The organism is Pseudomonas sp. NPDC089547 (genome assembly GCF_050280665.1).
Lineage (GTDB): Bacteria > Pseudomonadota > Gammaproteobacteria > Pseudomonadales > Pseudomonadaceae > Aquipseudomonas.
In genome coordinates this window covers 100,847-114,124 of record NZ_JBNNVS010000013.1, presented here as the reverse complement: position 1 = coordinate 114,124, position 13,278 = coordinate 100,847, and the positions used below count along the sequence as shown (strand labels likewise).

12 protein-coding genes, 3 tRNA genes and 1 pseudogene are annotated in these 13,278 nt (G+C 60.2%); 9 read left to right on the top strand and 7 right to left on the bottom strand.

Annotated elements, in window-relative coordinates:
• Positions 1-255 precede the first annotated feature (255 nt).
• The 3 genes from ACQKPZ_RS12050 to ACQKPZ_RS12040 form a co-directional block, all read right to left on the bottom strand.
• Positions 256-332, bottom strand: a tRNA-Met gene (locus ACQKPZ_RS12050).
• 134 nt (positions 333-466) lie between these two features.
• Positions 467-543 (bottom strand) — tRNA-Met (locus ACQKPZ_RS12045).
• Between the two features lie 134 nt (positions 544-677).
• Positions 678-754 (bottom strand) — tRNA-Met (locus ACQKPZ_RS12040).
• Between the two features lie 221 nt (positions 755-975).
• Between ACQKPZ_RS12040 and dinB the strand changes: the two genes are divergently transcribed.
• Positions 976-2,034, top strand: coding sequence for a DNA polymerase IV (gene dinB / locus ACQKPZ_RS12035; protein ID WP_427538152.1), 1,059 nt, complete (start codon positions 976-978; stop codon positions 2,032-2,034).
• 40 nt (positions 2,035-2,074) lie between these two features.
• On the opposite strand, the gene ACQKPZ_RS12030 is transcribed toward dinB, so the two are convergent.
• The 3 genes and pseudogenes from ACQKPZ_RS12030 to ACQKPZ_RS12020 form a co-directional block, all read right to left on the bottom strand.
• Positions 2,075-3,025 carry a hypothetical protein gene (locus ACQKPZ_RS12030; protein ID WP_427538091.1) on the bottom strand — a complete coding sequence of 317 codons (951 nt, stop codon included), beginning with the start codon at positions 3,023-3,025 and terminating at the stop codon, positions 2,075-2,077.
• Positions 3,026-3,045: 20 nt separating this feature from the next.
• A pseudogene (locus ACQKPZ_RS12025) lies at positions 3,046-4,550 on the bottom strand (proline--tRNA ligase).
• Between the two features lie 369 nt (positions 4,551-4,919).
• A complete protein-coding gene (locus ACQKPZ_RS12020; RefSeq protein WP_427538088.1) occupies positions 4,920-6,200 on the bottom strand; it encodes an OprD family porin in 1,281 nt (426 codons plus the stop codon).
• 691 nt (positions 6,201-6,891) lie between these two features.
• Here ACQKPZ_RS12020 and ACQKPZ_RS12015 point away from each other — a divergent pair.
• Both ACQKPZ_RS12015 and ACQKPZ_RS12010 read left to right on the top strand, forming a co-directional pair.
• The gene (locus ACQKPZ_RS12015; protein ID WP_427538085.1) at positions 6,892-7,311 is read left to right on the top strand and encodes an HIT family protein; all 420 of its coding nucleotides are present in this window, start codon (positions 6,892-6,894) and stop codon (positions 7,309-7,311) included.
• A 1-nt stretch (position 7,312) separates the two neighbouring features.
• Positions 7,313-7,519: a SlyX family protein gene (locus tag ACQKPZ_RS12010; RefSeq protein WP_391127074.1), complete on the top strand. Its 207-nt coding sequence runs from the start codon at positions 7,313-7,315 to the stop codon at positions 7,517-7,519.
• A 60-nt stretch (positions 7,520-7,579) separates the two neighbouring features.
• Here ACQKPZ_RS12010 and ACQKPZ_RS12005 read toward each other — a convergent pair whose 3' ends face one another.
• Positions 7,580-8,173, bottom strand: a complete 594-nt coding sequence (locus tag ACQKPZ_RS12005; RefSeq protein WP_427538082.1) for a cold shock domain-containing protein membrane protein — start codon at positions 8,171-8,173, stop codon at positions 7,580-7,582.
• A gap of 281 nt (positions 8,174-8,454) precedes the next feature.
• On the opposite strand from ACQKPZ_RS12005, the gene ACQKPZ_RS12000 reads away from it, so the two are divergent.
• From ACQKPZ_RS12000 to ruvC, 6 genes are all read left to right on the top strand, one after another.
• Positions 8,455-8,928, top strand: coding sequence for a Dps family protein (locus tag ACQKPZ_RS12000; protein ID WP_427538079.1), 474 nt, complete (start codon positions 8,455-8,457; stop codon positions 8,926-8,928).
• Positions 8,929-9,185: 257 nt separating this feature from the next.
• Positions 9,186-9,515 carry a ribbon-helix-helix domain-containing protein gene (locus ACQKPZ_RS11995; protein WP_403199557.1) on the top strand — a complete coding sequence of 110 codons (330 nt, stop codon included), beginning with the start codon at positions 9,186-9,188 and terminating at the stop codon, positions 9,513-9,515.
• A 92-nt stretch (positions 9,516-9,607) separates the two neighbouring features.
• Entirely contained in the window at positions 9,608-9,829 is a 222-nt protein-coding gene (locus tag ACQKPZ_RS11990) for an FmdB family zinc ribbon protein (RefSeq protein WP_003254776.1), read from the top strand.
• A 93-nt stretch (positions 9,830-9,922) separates the two neighbouring features.
• Complete coding sequence (gene aspS, locus ACQKPZ_RS11985) at positions 9,923-11,698, top strand: aspartate--tRNA ligase (RefSeq protein WP_391127064.1); 1,776 nt, start codon at positions 9,923-9,925, stop codon at positions 11,696-11,698.
• 114 nt (positions 11,699-11,812) lie between these two features.
• A complete protein-coding gene (locus ACQKPZ_RS11980) occupies positions 11,813-12,559 on the top strand; it encodes a YebC/PmpR family DNA-binding transcriptional regulator (protein WP_046616204.1) in 747 nt (248 codons plus the stop codon).
• Positions 12,560-12,699: 140 nt separating this feature from the next.
• Positions 12,700-13,224: a crossover junction endodeoxyribonuclease RuvC gene (ruvC, locus tag ACQKPZ_RS11975; protein ID WP_427538076.1), complete on the top strand. Its 525-nt coding sequence runs from the start codon at positions 12,700-12,702 to the stop codon at positions 13,222-13,224.
• Positions 13,225-13,278 lie beyond the last annotated feature (54 nt).

Sequence of the window (13,278 nt, the reverse complement as noted above, 5' to 3'; positions counted from 1 at the left end):
CCCGGGCATGCTGCGCGAGGTGGAGGGAAGGTGCGGCCAAGTGGAAGTCCCTTAGGAAAACGTATCCAATGTTACTCCGGCCTCAGGCGCTTTCAGCGACCCGGCAGGGTTAAAGATAGTTCATCCAGGGCACAACGTCTCAAGCCTGCGGGTTAGCTTGCGGGCGAGGGAAAATTGGGGCGACGAAAAGCAGGGAGGGTAGAAACAACAAACCCCGCGCTGCTGTTACACAGGCGGGGTTTGTTCTGACGAATATGGTTGCGGGAGCCGGATTTGAACCGACGACCTTCGGGTTATGAGCCCGACGAGCTACCAGGCTGCTCCATCCCGCGTCAGAGGTGCGCATTCTACAGCGTGCCAAGTGTATGTCAAGCGCCTGGCTTTGATTTATCAAGGTTTTTTCGGCAATGCTTTTCAGCGGGCAAAGAAAAAGGCCACTGTGTTAACAGTGGCCTTTTCTTGAATCTGGTTGCGGGAGCCGGATTTGAACCGACGACCTTCGGGTTATGAGCCCGACGAGCTACCAGGCTGCTCCATCCCGCGTCAGTGGGTCGGATTCTACAGCTTGGAATGTGTATGTCAAGCGCTAGTCTTTGAATTTTCGAGGTTTTTTCGAAATTGCTTTATCGCAGGCAAAGAAAAAGGCCACTGCGTAAACAGTGGCCTTTTCTCGAATCTGGTTGCGGGAGCCGGATTTGAACCGACGACCTTCGGGTTATGAGCCCGACGAGCTACCAGGCTGCTCCATCCCGCGCCTGTGAGACCGAATTCTACGGATTTGCCGACCATTGTCAAGCACTTGTTTAGGAAAAACCTTTTTTGTTCAAACCCTTAGCGCCTGATAACAGGTCGCAGCTCAGGTGCGGCGGGGCTTTGCGGCCGATTATCGTACGGCAACACGGGTGAGCTGTTTCACGACAGGGTGCATGCGATACTATCTGTATGAATTTACAGTGCTGACGGTCATCCATGTCCTTGCGCAAGATCATCCACGTTGACTGCGATTGCTTCTATGCCGCAATCGAGATGCGTGACGACCCGCGCCTGGCTGGCCGACCCATGGCGGTTGGGGGCTCGCCTGACCAGCGTGGGGTGATCGCCACCTGCAACTATGAAGCTCGCGCCTATGGCGTTCGTTCTGCCATGTCTTCCCGGCATGCGCTTAAGCTGTGCCCGGACTTGTTGATCGTCAAGCCGCGCTTCGAGGCTTACCGGGAGGCCTCGCGAGAAATACATGCCATCTTCCGCGACTACACCGAGCTGATCGAGCCTTTGTCGCTGGATGAAGCCTACCTGGATGTAAGCGATAGCCAGTGGTATTCAGGCAGCGCCACGCGCATTGCCGAGGATATCCGCCGACGGGTTTCCCGCACCTTGCATATCACCGTGTCGGCGGGCGTGGCGCCGAACAAGTTTCTGGCAAAGATCGCCAGTGACTGGCGCAAGCCCAATGGGCTGTTCGTGATTACTCCGGGCGAGGTGGAGGCATTCGTCGCCGCCTTGCCGGTGGCCAGGCTGCATGGGGTGGGCAAGGTAACGGCAGAAAAGCTGGCGCGGCTGGGCATCGAAACCTGCCTGGAGCTGCGCGATTGGTCGCGGCTGGCGCTGGTACGCGAGTTCGGCAGTTTTGGCGAGCGGTTATGGGGGCTGTCGCGTGGTATAGATGACCGAGCAGTACACAACGACAGCCGCCGCCAGTCAGTCAGCGTGGAAAACACCTACGACACCGACCTGCCTGATCTGGCCAGTTGCCTGGCGCGGTTGCCTGAGCTGCTGGAGAGCCTGAACGAGCGCATCGCCCGCATGGACAGCAGTTACCGGCCCGACAAGCCCTTTGTAAAGGTGAAGTTCCACGACTTTAGCCAGACCACCATGGAGCAAGCCGGGGCCGGCAGGGACCTGGAGAGTTATAAACAGTTGCTGGGGCAGGCATTCGCCCGTGGTAGCAAGCCGGTGCGCTTGCTGGGGGTAGGGGTGAGGTTGCGCGATTTGCGCGGGGCGCATGAGCAGCTGGAATTGTTTGTACCTGAATAAAAAGGGCCGCATATGCGGCCCATCGCGAGCAAGCTCGCTCCTACAGCCCGGGGTCAGCCACCAACCGGCCAGTGGCCTTGGTCAGCGACTGCAGAAACTCCTGCTGCAGTTCCGGATCGTTGCGGGTCAGCTCGATCAGGCTTTGTTCCATTTCACTGGCTTCTTCTTCCAGGCCCAGCTCCGACAGGCGCTTGACCCGGTGTACCCACTGGCCGACATCGTCATCTTCGAGGTCATCGAAGATCAGTTCGTGGGCTTCAAGCAGCTTGTTGCGCAAGGTGGCGCTGACCAGCAGGCTGGCATCGCCGCGTACCGCATTGTCCTCGTCAAGTACCTGCAAGTGCAGGGTGCCGACGTGGTTGAGGTTCTGCTCGGAGAACGGGCTGTCGAGCAGGTTCAAGCGCAGCACGCCATTGCGGTCGGTAGTCAGCTCGTGGGTCATCTTGCCAGCCTTGACCTCGACCAGGCGTTCGCTCCAGGGCACGCTGGTGGATTCTTCGCGCTTGCCTTTCTGTACTTCGCTGATCCCCGCCAGGTTTTGCTGGGCGCGGCCGTTGGACGGCACGTTCATGAACGGGTTGAGCCCGTCCACGCCGTAGCTGAGCCAGTCATGGGTAATGCTTTGCGGCAGGTTGCCCAAGGCGAAGACGTTGATCACGTTGGCACCAACGCCCGCCACCACGGCCACGGCACCCAGCGGGATCTCGTAGATCTCCCGCCAGGGCTGGTATGGCGTGTAGCGGTCATAGCGCCGGGTGACTTCGAACTCGGTGACTTCGAAGCGCTTCTGCTCATGCACGCGCACACGTCGCTGCGGAAGCTCCATCACCTTCGGCTCGCCGACATCGATCTGCAGGGTGTGCTCGAGCAGTTTGCGCTCGACGCGCTCCTCATGGTCGCTGCGCTGGGACATCTGGTTGGCGCAGCCGCTGACGAGCAGGGCGCCGCACAGTGCGGCGCCCCCCAGGGTAAAGGTACTTCGCTTGAACATGATCACTCGTGCATTGGTTATCAGCGGCGAACGCGGGCCTGCAGGAAGGTCAGCACTTCATTGACGGGCAATGGCTGAGCGTCCTGCTCGGTGCGGTGCTTGTATTCCAGGTTGCCGTCGGCCAGGCCGCGATCGCTGACGACGATGCGGTGCGGGATGCCGATCAGCTCCATGTCGGCAAACTTGATACCTGGGCTGGTTTTCTTGTCGCGGTCATCCAGCAGTACTTCGAAGCCGGCGGCGGTCAGTTCGGCGTACAGCTTGTCGGTCGCCTCGCGAACCACGTCGGTTTCGTAGCGCAGCGGTACCAGGGCGATCTGGAACGGGGCCAGGGCGTCGTTCCAGATGATGCCCTTGTCGTCATAGCTCTGCTCGATGGCAGCAGCGACCACGCGGGACACGCCGATGCCGTAGCAGCCCATGGCCAGGGTTACCGGCTTGCCGTTCTCGCCCAGTACCTGGCACTTCAGTGCCTCGCTGTACTTGGTGCCCAGCTGGAAGATATGGCCCACTTCGATACCGCGCTTGATCACCAGGGTGCCCTGGCCGTCCGGGCTTGGGTCGCCTTCGACCACGTTGCGCAGGTCGGCAACCTGTGGAACCGGCAGGTCGCGCTCCCAGTTGACGCCAAAGTAGTGCTTGTCGTCGATGTTGGCGCCGATGCCGAAGTCGCTCATCAGGGCGACCGAACGGTCGATGATGATTTCCAGCGGCAGGTTCAGCGGGCCGAGCGAGCCGGCGCCGGCGCCAATGGCGTCGCGCAGTTCGGCTTCGGTGGCCATGACCAGCGGGTCGGCAACCTGTTCCAGCTTGGTGGCCTTGATTTCGTTCAGTTCGTGGTCGCCGCGAACGATCAGGGCGATCAGCTTGCCTTCTTCGGCGCCGCGCACGATCAGGGTCTTGACGGTCTTTTCGATCGCCAGGCCATGGTTTTCGACCAGTTGCGCAATGGTCTTGGCGTTCGGGGTGTCGACCAGGCGCAGCTCCTCGGTAGGAGCTGGGCGCACGGTTTCGCGCGGGATGGCCTCGGCCTTCTCGATGTTGGCGGCGTAGTCGGAGCTGTCGCTGAAGATCACGTCGTCTTCGCCGGACTCAGCCAATACGTGGAACTCATGCGAGTAGCTGCCACCGATGGAGCCGGTGTCGGCCTGCACTGGGCGGAAGTCCAGGCCCAGGCGGGTGAACACGTTGCTGTACGCCTGGTGCATGCGGTCGTAGGTTTCCTGCAGGGAAGCCTGGTCGGCATGGAACGAGTGGCGTCCTTCATGATGAACTCGCGGCCACGCATCAAGCCGAAGCGCGGGCGGATCTCGTCACGGAACTTGGTCTGGATCTGGTACATGTTGAGCGGCAGCTGTTTATAGCTGGACAGCTCGTTACGGGCCAGGTCGGTGATGACTTCTTCGTGGGTCGGGCCAACGCAGAAATCACGCTGGTGGCGGTCTTTCAGGCGCAGCAGCTCAGGGCCGTACTGCTCCCAGCGGCCGGACTCCTGCCACAGCTCGGCAGGCTGGATGCTTGGCATCAGCACTTCCAGGGCGCCGGCGGCGTTCATTTCCTCACGCACCACGGCCTCGACCTTGCGCATTACCCGCAAGCCCATCGGCAGCCAGGTGTACAGGCCAGAGGCCAGTTTGCGGATCATGCCGGCACGCAGCATGAGCTGATGGCTGATGACCACTGCGTCGGCAGGGGTTTCTTTCTGGGTGGCGAGCAAATATTGACTGGTGCGCATGGTTAGCCGTGTCGATTGCCTAAGACGTTGAAATAGCCCCGCATTGTACGGGGGTGAAACGAAGGCGTACAGGATGCCCCAGGGCGTGACACTTGTCAGCCAAGAAAAAGCCCGGCGTGATCGCCGGGCTTTTCAGGTGCGGGGCACTGCAAGCCAGGCTTACAGGATGCTCAGCGGGTACTCCACGATCAGGCGCAGTTCGTCGATCGAGCTCGAACCGTAGTAAACGCCGTCGCTGGAGCGGTAGGTGGCCTGACGTACGCGCAAGCTCAGGTCTTTGGCCGGGCCGCTCTGCAGCACGTATTTGACGTCTACGTCGCGTTCCCATTCCTTGCCGCTGTCGGTGGACTGGGTGGTGGCACCCGAACCGCGGACGTAGCGGGTCATGAAGGTCAGGCCTGGTACGCCGTATTCGGCGAAGTTCAGGTCGTAGCGAGCCTGCCAGGACTTCTCGTCTTCGGCGTTGAAGTCGGAACGGGCAACGGAGTTGGCCAGGAAGATGGTGCCGCCACCGTCCACGCCGTAGGCGTAGTCACCGTCGCCGCTGACTTTCTGGTAAGCCAGGGTGAAGGTGTGGGCGCCAATGTTGTAGGCGGCCGAGAGGCTGGCTGCGATGTTGTCCAGTTCGTTGCTGCCGTCGGCTTTGCTGACGAATGCGCCGGTCAGGTTGTCGCCAATGGACTTGGTGTCATAGATGTTGAAGTCGAACACCAGGCCTTGCTTGTCGCTGATCGGCAGTGCCCAGTTGATGTTGCCGTACCACTTGCGGAAGTGATCTTCGATGCGCGAGTAGTAGACACTGGTGCTGAGGTTTTCGTTGATGGCGTAAGTGCCACCGAAGACGTTGGCCTCGGTCAGGCGCAGGCTGTCGTGGTAAGTCTGGGCCTGTGCGTTCAGGGCGGTGAAGTGACCGGCGTGCAGGGTCAGGCCATCGATTTCGTTGCTGGTGATCAGGCCACCTTCAGCAACTTCTGGCAGCAGGCGGCTGTCGTCGGTGGCCAGTACTGGCAGGGCGGTGAACTGGTCACCGAACTTCAGCACGGTGTTGGAAACGCGCAGTTTTACTGCACCGCCGCCTTCGGAGTAATCATCTTGCGAACGGCCGTCGGAGGCGGTCGGGAACAGGCCGGTGCCGGCGCGGCCTTTGCCGCTGTCCAGTTTCAGGCCCAGCATGCCGATGGCGTCAACGCCGAAGCCCACGGTGCCTTGGGTGAAGCCCGATTCGAAGGTACCCAGGAAGCCCAGGCCGGTTTCTTCCACGCGGCTCTTGCCGCTGTCGTTGTTGCGGAAGTCACGGCTGAAGTACAGCATGCGGGTTTTTACGTTCAGCTTGCTGTCTTCAAGGAAGCCTTTGGACTCGTCTTGTGCCGAGGCCATTGCCAACTGCGAGGTCCCCGCCGTAACGGCCAGGGCGATCATGCTCCACTTCATCACGCGCATCGTGATTTGCTCCTTTGGTTTTTAGGAAGAGTACCGCTGCGTCCAAGTCTTTTAGTTATAGGGTGCAGCTCTTTCTTGTTATGTCGGCGAAAATGTATAGCACGCTGACTGTTGTTGGCGATATGGCTATAAGCACTCTTTACGGAACTTTTTTTCCATGTCGCTTTTAGGTATTTCCATGTCGCAAATCACGCCCCGGTTTATGGGCCGTACAACGCCAGCGCTGTTCCTGTCACCGTAACGAATCTGTAACTACCGATTCCGGTTAAGGAAACTCCCTGGTAACCAATGCCGCTGTTGTTATTTGTCGCGTTCACCTGCCATTGCAGATGTCGTGCCGACTTGGCGTGAAGGGAATGCAACAAGCGTGCTCAAAATTCGCAACACTTCATGAAATTTTCACAAAAGCGGCTACCGAGGGTCGGAAAGCGCCGTAAACACGGGGCGAGGGCAGCATTAGCCCATGTTGGAGTCGAGAATCATTAAAATTTAAAAAGCTGCCAACAAAGTCAATGTGTTACCGCAACATGTTCATCCAGAGTCATTTGTGGGGTGATACGTGTGGAGCGGGTGGGTAGGTGGCCTCATTTTGGTGCGAAAAGTAGCGCTGTGTTACCGGGAATGTGCAAGGTATCCTTGCAGGCCTGTTTTCCGCTCGATGCGGGTTGGTTTTGCCTGAAGGAGATATACCGTGTTCGTCCTCGATTCGCGTTTGCAGCAGGACTCCCTGGTGCTGGGGGAGTTTGCGCTGTGCCAGTTGTTGCTGAGCAAGGATGCCAACTACCCATGGTTCATCCTGGTGCCCAAGCGCGCCGGTATCAGCGAACTGTTCGAGCTTGATGCGCAAGAGCAGCAGCAGTTGTGGCAGGAAACCACCCTGTTGGCTGAAGCGCTGAAAGCCAGCTACAGCGCCGACAAGATGAACGTGGCCACCTTGGGCAATGTGGTCAGCCAGTTGCACATGCATGTGATCGTACGCCAGCGTGACGACGCTGCCTGGCCGGCACCGGTGTGGGGCAAGTGCCCGGCCGTGGCCTACAGCGACGATCAGTTGCAAGCCATTCGTCAGCGCTTGCGTGGGCTGCAACTTGCTGGCTATCAGGAGGCCTGACATGTCGCTGGAATTGCGTATTGTCGAACTGGAAACCCGCCAGGCGTTCCAGGATGACACCCTTCAGGCGTTGAATGACGTGGTGTTCGAGCAGGCGCGGGTGATCGAGCGGCTGCAATCGCAGATGGCCGAGCTGATCAAACGTTATGAAGAGATGGTTGGCCAGTACGGCAGCGAAGGGGAAGAGGCGCCACCGCCTCATTATTGACGGGTTGCAAGGGCATATTCACCGGCATGCCGGTGAATATGCCTTTGGGTGGTGCGGCAATCAGCGGCGGGCTACCGCAACTACGTCTTCAGCTTGCAGGCCCTTGTCGCGGTGCATCACCGAAAACTCCACGCGCTGGCCTTCGACCAGAATGCGATGGCCTTCGCCGCGGATGGCGCGAAAGTGCACAAAGATGTCATCGCCCGAATCGCGAGAGATAAAACCAAAGCCTTTCGAGGTGTTGAACCACTTGACGGTGCCGGTATCACGGTTGATGCCATCTTGCGTCGTGTGCTGGCTGTTGCGAGCCTTGCGCGGGGTGCGGGCAAAGCCCACGGCCAGGTGCAGGGCCACGGCCAGTGCTGCGCAGACCAGCGCAGCAAGGTTGCCCATTTCCGGGCGGGCCAGCAGCGTCAGGGTTTGCAGTACCACTGCCACTACCAGCAAGGCGCAGGCAAGGTGCTGCAGTTGCTGCCGTGCGCCGCGGTAGTACAGCGGCACAACGGGGGCCAGGACCAGGTTGAGCAGGCCGAGCAGGGCCAGGTAAACCGCGTCAGGTTGTTGCAGGAAGGGTGTCGCATCGGTTTTCAGGCTGGGTATGAGCGATAGCAGCAAGGCTGCCACGCCCGTCACCAGATGGACGATCTTGAACATGGGGTTGGCTCACAGTTGATAAGGCCGATCACAGGAAGAGCTGGCAGCACGGTGCGCATGAGGTGTAGAGCGCGAACACGTGGCAGGCCAGCCTATGCACCCGGCAATGACAGTCCGCACGGGTGGCACGGTGCCTATTTAACAGTAAAGCCGCAGGCTACTCAAACTGCAGGCTGCCCGCCGGGCGATGTGTTGCGCCATGTCACAGGCGATGCAGGTCAAGTGTTGCTACAGTGGTCGGCGTCCGCTTGAGTCTCAAGCCTTATGGAAAGGGGAACTTCATGGCAATCGATATCGGTATCACTGAAGAAGATCGCAAATCCATCGTCGATGGGTTGTCCCGCCTGTTATCGGATACCTACGTGTTGTATCTGAAAACCCATAACTTCCACTGGAACGTCACCGGTCCGTCGTTCCGCACCCTGCACCTGATGTTCGAGGAGCAGTACAACGAGTTGGCGCTGGCGGTCGATTCGATTGCCGAGCGCATCCGTGCCCTGGGCTTCCCGGCGCCGGGGTCGTATGCATTCTATGCGCGGCATTCCTCGATCAAGGAGGAGGAAGGCGTGCCCCCGGCGGACGAGATGATCCGCCAACTGGTCCAGGGCCAGGAGGCTGTGGTGCGTACCGCGCGCAGCATCTTCCCGGTAGTGGACAAGGTCAGTGACGAACCGACCGCCGACCTGCTGACCCAGCGCATGCAGGTGCACGAAAAAACTGCGTGGATGTTGCGGGTGCTGCTCGACGGCAAGTAAGTTCACGGACCCGTCTGGCCTGCGCAGATCCCTGTAGGAGCGGCCTTGCGTCGCGATGGGCTGCGCAGCAGCCCCAAAATTGCAGCCTTGGCACAGATTGCCGGGGCTGCTGCGCAGCCCATCGCGACACAAGGCCGCTCCTACAGGTCTTGTGTGTGCCTTTTGGATTGTTGTGCAGGAAGATTTTGCCGCTGCTTTAACCTCGCCCGTCAGCGCTTCATAGCTCACCTGTTACCGGTGACGAGGGAGTAGGGCGCATCATGCAAGCGAGCAAGCGTGTGGCTGGCCAGGGCAGTTGGCCAGGAAAACAGTGTATTGATCCGTTCAAGGCGGATTTCGACATGTTGCAGATCCAGCCGGTGTCGCGTTCGGTGCGGCTCAACGGGTTTTCCACCTGTCTGCGCCTGGAGGCCGTCTACTGGGGTATCCTGGAGCGGATTGCCGCCGCCAACCGCTGTTCGGTCAGTGCCGTATTGTCCTACGTGGACCGCGAGGTGCACCTGCGTCAGGGTGGGGTTCGCAACTTCAGTGGGCTGATCCGGGTCATTTGTGTGGCCTGGCTGCAAAACCCGCCAAGTGCGCGCTGATCGCCGGGCGGGCTGCGCAGTGCTTGTTAACCATATATAATCCCGCTTTTTGCTGCCCCGGCAGCCAGCTTTATGGTTGACGAGAGACACCCATGCCCCTTTATGACTATCAATGTGCGTCCTGCGAGCACCGCATGGAAGTGCTGCAAAAGATCAGCGCCGCGCCGCTGACCGATTGCCCGGCCTGCCAGGCGCCCGCGCTGAAGAAGCTGCTGTCGGTGCCGGGCTTTCGCCTGAGCGGTAATGGTTGGTACGAAACCGACTTCAAGACCGGGGCGAAAAAGAATCTGGCAGGCGGCGACAAGGCCGACTGAGTTGAATGCTGTGACCGGGTCTTGCAGTATTAGCCCTCCGGGCGGCCAAGGCCTCCACCGAATACACGAATCACGAGAAGCGAAACCACCATCATGATGCGCAGCCATTATTGCGGCCAACTGAACGAGAGCCTGGACGGCCAGGAAGTCACCCTTTGCGGCTGGGTCCATCGTCGCCGCGACCACGGCGGGGTGATCTTCCTCGACATCCGTGACCGCGAAGGCATGGCCCAGGTCGTGTTCGACCCGGATCGCGCCGAAACCTTCGCCGCCGCCGACCGCGTGCGTAGCGAATACGTCGTGCAGGTCACCGGCAAGGTGCGCAAGCGCCCGGACGGTGCGGTGAATGCCAACATGGCCTCCGGCGCCATTGAGATCCTCGGCTACCAGCTGACCGTGCTCAATGAAGCAGAAACCCCGCCGTTCCCGCTGAACGAGTACTCCGACGTTGGCGAGGAAACCCGCCTGCGCTACCGCTTCATCGACCTGCGTCGCCCAGAAATGGCCGAAAAGCTGCGCCTGCGTTCGCGCATCACCAGCAGCATTCGTCGCTTCATGGACGACAACGGCTTCCTCGACGTCGAAACCCCGATCCTCACCCGTGCCACTCCGGAAGGCGCGCGTGACTATCTGGTGCCAAGCCGTACCCACGCTGGCAGCTTCTTCGCACTGCCGCAGTCGCCGCAGCTGTTCAAGCAGCTGCTGATGGTTGCCGGTTTCGACCGCTACTACCAGATCGCCAAGTGCTTCCGTGACGAAGACCTGCGTGCCGATCGCCAGCCGGAATTCACCCAGATCGACATCGAGACCAGCTTCCTCGATGAAAGCGAGATCATGGGCTTGACCGAAAGCATGATCCGCAAGCTGTTCAAGGAAGTGCTGGACCTGGAATTCGGCGAATTCCCGCACATGACCTTCGAAGAAGCCATGCGCCGCTACGGTTCCGACAAGCCGGACCTGCGTAACCCGCTGGAACTGGTCGACGTTGCCGATCAGCTGAAGGATGTCGACTTCAAGGTATTCGCAGGCCCCGCCAACGATCCGAAGTGCCGCGTTACTGCCCTGCGCGTGCCAGGCGCTGCCAGCATGCCGCGCAGCAAGATCGACGAGTACACCAAGTTTGTTGGTATCTATGGTGCCAAGGGCCTGGCGTACATCAAGGTCAACGAGCGCGCCAAGGGCGTCGAAGGCCTGCAGTCGCCGATCGTCAAGAACATCCCTGAAGCCAACCTCAACGTGATCCTCGATCGCGTTGGCGCGGTAGATGGCGACATCGTCTTCTTCGGTGCCGACAAGTTCAAGGTCGTCAGCGAGGCCCTGGGTGCTCTGCGCATCAAGGTCGGCAACGACTTCAACCTGCACACCTGCGAGTGGGCACCGATGTGGGTTGTCGACTTCCCGATGTTCGAAGAGAACGAAGACGGCAGCTTCACTGCACTGCACCACCCGTTCACCGCGCCGAAGTGCACCCCGCAAGAGCTGGAGGCCAACCCGGCCACAGCCCTGTCCCGTGCCTACGACATGGTCCTGAACGGTACCGAGCTGGGTGGCGGTTCGATCCGTATCCACCGCAAAGAGATGCAACAGGCGGTCTTCCGCCTGCTGGGTATCGAGGCAGAAGAACAGGAAGAGAAGTTCGGCTTCCTGCTCGACGCCCTGAAGTTCGGCGCACCGCCACACGGTGGCCTGGCCTTCGGCCTGGACCGCCTGGTCATGCTGATGACCGGTGCCCAGTCGATCCGTGAAGTGATCGCCTTCCCGAAAACCCAGAGCGCCGCATGCGTCATGACCCAGGCCCCAGGCCTGGTCGATGCCAAGGCCCTGCGCGAGCTGCACATCCGACTGCGCGAACAGACCAAGGTCGAGTAAGCAGTCCCCGGGCGCATCCACATGGATGCGCCTTTGCGTTTCGGCGCAGGTATTTTCCCGTCCCGCCCCGTACAGGGGCGGGGCTGTTTGTGAAACAAAGGATTCGGAGTCGTTATGGCTGGTCATTCCAAGTGGGCGAACATCAAGCACCGCAAAGAGCGCCAGGATGCCAAGAGAGGCAAGATCTTCACCAAGTGGATCCGTGAGCTGACGGTCGCTGCCAAGCAAGGTGGTGCTGACCCGGCATCCAACCCGCGCTTGCGCCTGGCACTGGACAAGGCCTTGGGTGCCAACATGAGCCGCGACATCATCGATCGCGCCGTGGCCCGCGGTGCTGGCACCAACGAAAGCGACAACGTCGAAGAGCTCAGCTACGAAGGTTACGGTCCGGGCGGCGTGGCGATCATGGTCGAAGCCATGACCGACAACCGCAACCGCACTGCTGCCGCTGTGCGTCATGCCTTCACCAAGTGTGGCGGCAACCTGGGTACCGACGGTTCGGTGGCTTACCTGTTCGAACGCAAGGGGCAGATCAGCTTTGCGCCCGGCGTTGAAGAAGACGCGTTGATGGAAGCGGCGATGGAGGCCGATGCCGACGACGTGGTGGCCAACGATGACGGTTCGTTCGATGTATTCACTTCGTTCAACAGCTTCTACGCCGTGCGTAATGCCCTGGAAGAGGCGGGCTTCAAGGCCGCTGACGCGGAAATCGTCATGCAGCCGACCACAAGCGCCGAACTCGACCAGGAAGGTGCCGAAAAGGTGCTCAAGCTGATCGACATGCTCGAAGACCTGGATGACGTGCAGAACGTCTACTCCAATGCCCAGATTTCCGATGAGATCATGGAAAACCTCGGCTAAGGTTGTTTCGTTGGCCTTGAGGGCCTATTCGCGGGCAAGCCCGCTCCCACAGGTATTGCACCAGGTTCAGGTTTGGTGCGGTCCCTGTGGGAGCGGGCTTGCCCGCGAATAGGCCGGTACATTCTGAACAAACAGGCACTATGACTCTGATTCTAGGTATCGACCCCGGCTCGCGCATCACCGGCTATGGCGTGGTCCACCAGACCGCCCGTGGTTGCGAGTACGTGGCGTCGGGTTGTATCCGCACCGGCAGCGGCGAGCTGCACGAGCGCTTGCAGATTGTTTTTCGTGGTGTCAGTGAAATCATCACCCAGCACGGCCCCGTGACCATGGGTATCGAGCGGGTGTTCATGGCCCGCAATGCCGACTCGGCGCTCAAGCTCGGCCAGGCCCGTGGCGCAGCCATCGTTGCCGCCGCCGAAGCAGGCCTGGAAATCGCCGAGTACAGTGCCACCCAGGTCAAGCAGGCCGTCGCCGGCACAGGTGGGGCCAACAAGGAGCAGGTGATGATGATGGTCATGCACCTGCTGAAACTCACGCAAAAGCCGCAGATCGATGCCTCCGATGCACTGGCCATCGCCCTGTGTCACGCCCATACCCGTTCCAGCCTGGTGCCACATGGCCTGGCCACGGCGCGGCGACGCGGCGGGCGCTTGCGTCTGTAGGCGCTTCATGCGCTGATACACATTTTGTCCGGGTGAAGCGTTCACCCGCTGCAT

Bases quoted from the DNA above. Each gene is read 5' to 3' on its own strand.
- ACQKPZ_RS12005 (WP_427538082.1), bottom strand. From the start codon at position 8,173: ATGTTCAAGATCGTCCATCTGGTGACGGGCGTGGCAGCCTTGCTGCTA.
- ACQKPZ_RS11990 (WP_003254776.1), top strand. From the start codon at position 9,608: ATGCCCCTTTATGACTATCAATGTGCGTCCTGCGAGCACCGCATGGAA.
- ruvC (WP_427538076.1), top strand. From the start codon at position 12,700: ATGACTCTGATTCTAGGTATCGACCCCGGCTCGCGCATCACCGGCTAT.
- ACQKPZ_RS12010 (WP_391127074.1), top strand. From the start codon at position 7,313: ATGTCGCTGGAATTGCGTATTGTCGAACTGGAAACCCGCCAGGCGTTC.
- ACQKPZ_RS12030 (WP_427538091.1), bottom strand. From the start codon at position 3,025: ATGTTCAAGCGAAGTACCTTTACCCTGGGGGGCGCCGCACTGTGCGGC.
- aspS (WP_391127064.1), top strand. From the start codon at position 9,923: ATGATGCGCAGCCATTATTGCGGCCAACTGAACGAGAGCCTGGACGGC.
- ACQKPZ_RS12020 (WP_427538088.1), bottom strand. From the start codon at position 6,200: ATGCGCGTGATGAAGTGGAGCATGATCGCCCTGGCCGTTACGGCGGGG.
- ACQKPZ_RS12000 (WP_427538079.1), top strand. From the start codon at position 8,455: ATGGCAATCGATATCGGTATCACTGAAGAAGATCGCAAATCCATCGTC.
- ACQKPZ_RS11980 (WP_046616204.1), top strand. From the start codon at position 11,813: ATGGCTGGTCATTCCAAGTGGGCGAACATCAAGCACCGCAAAGAGCGC.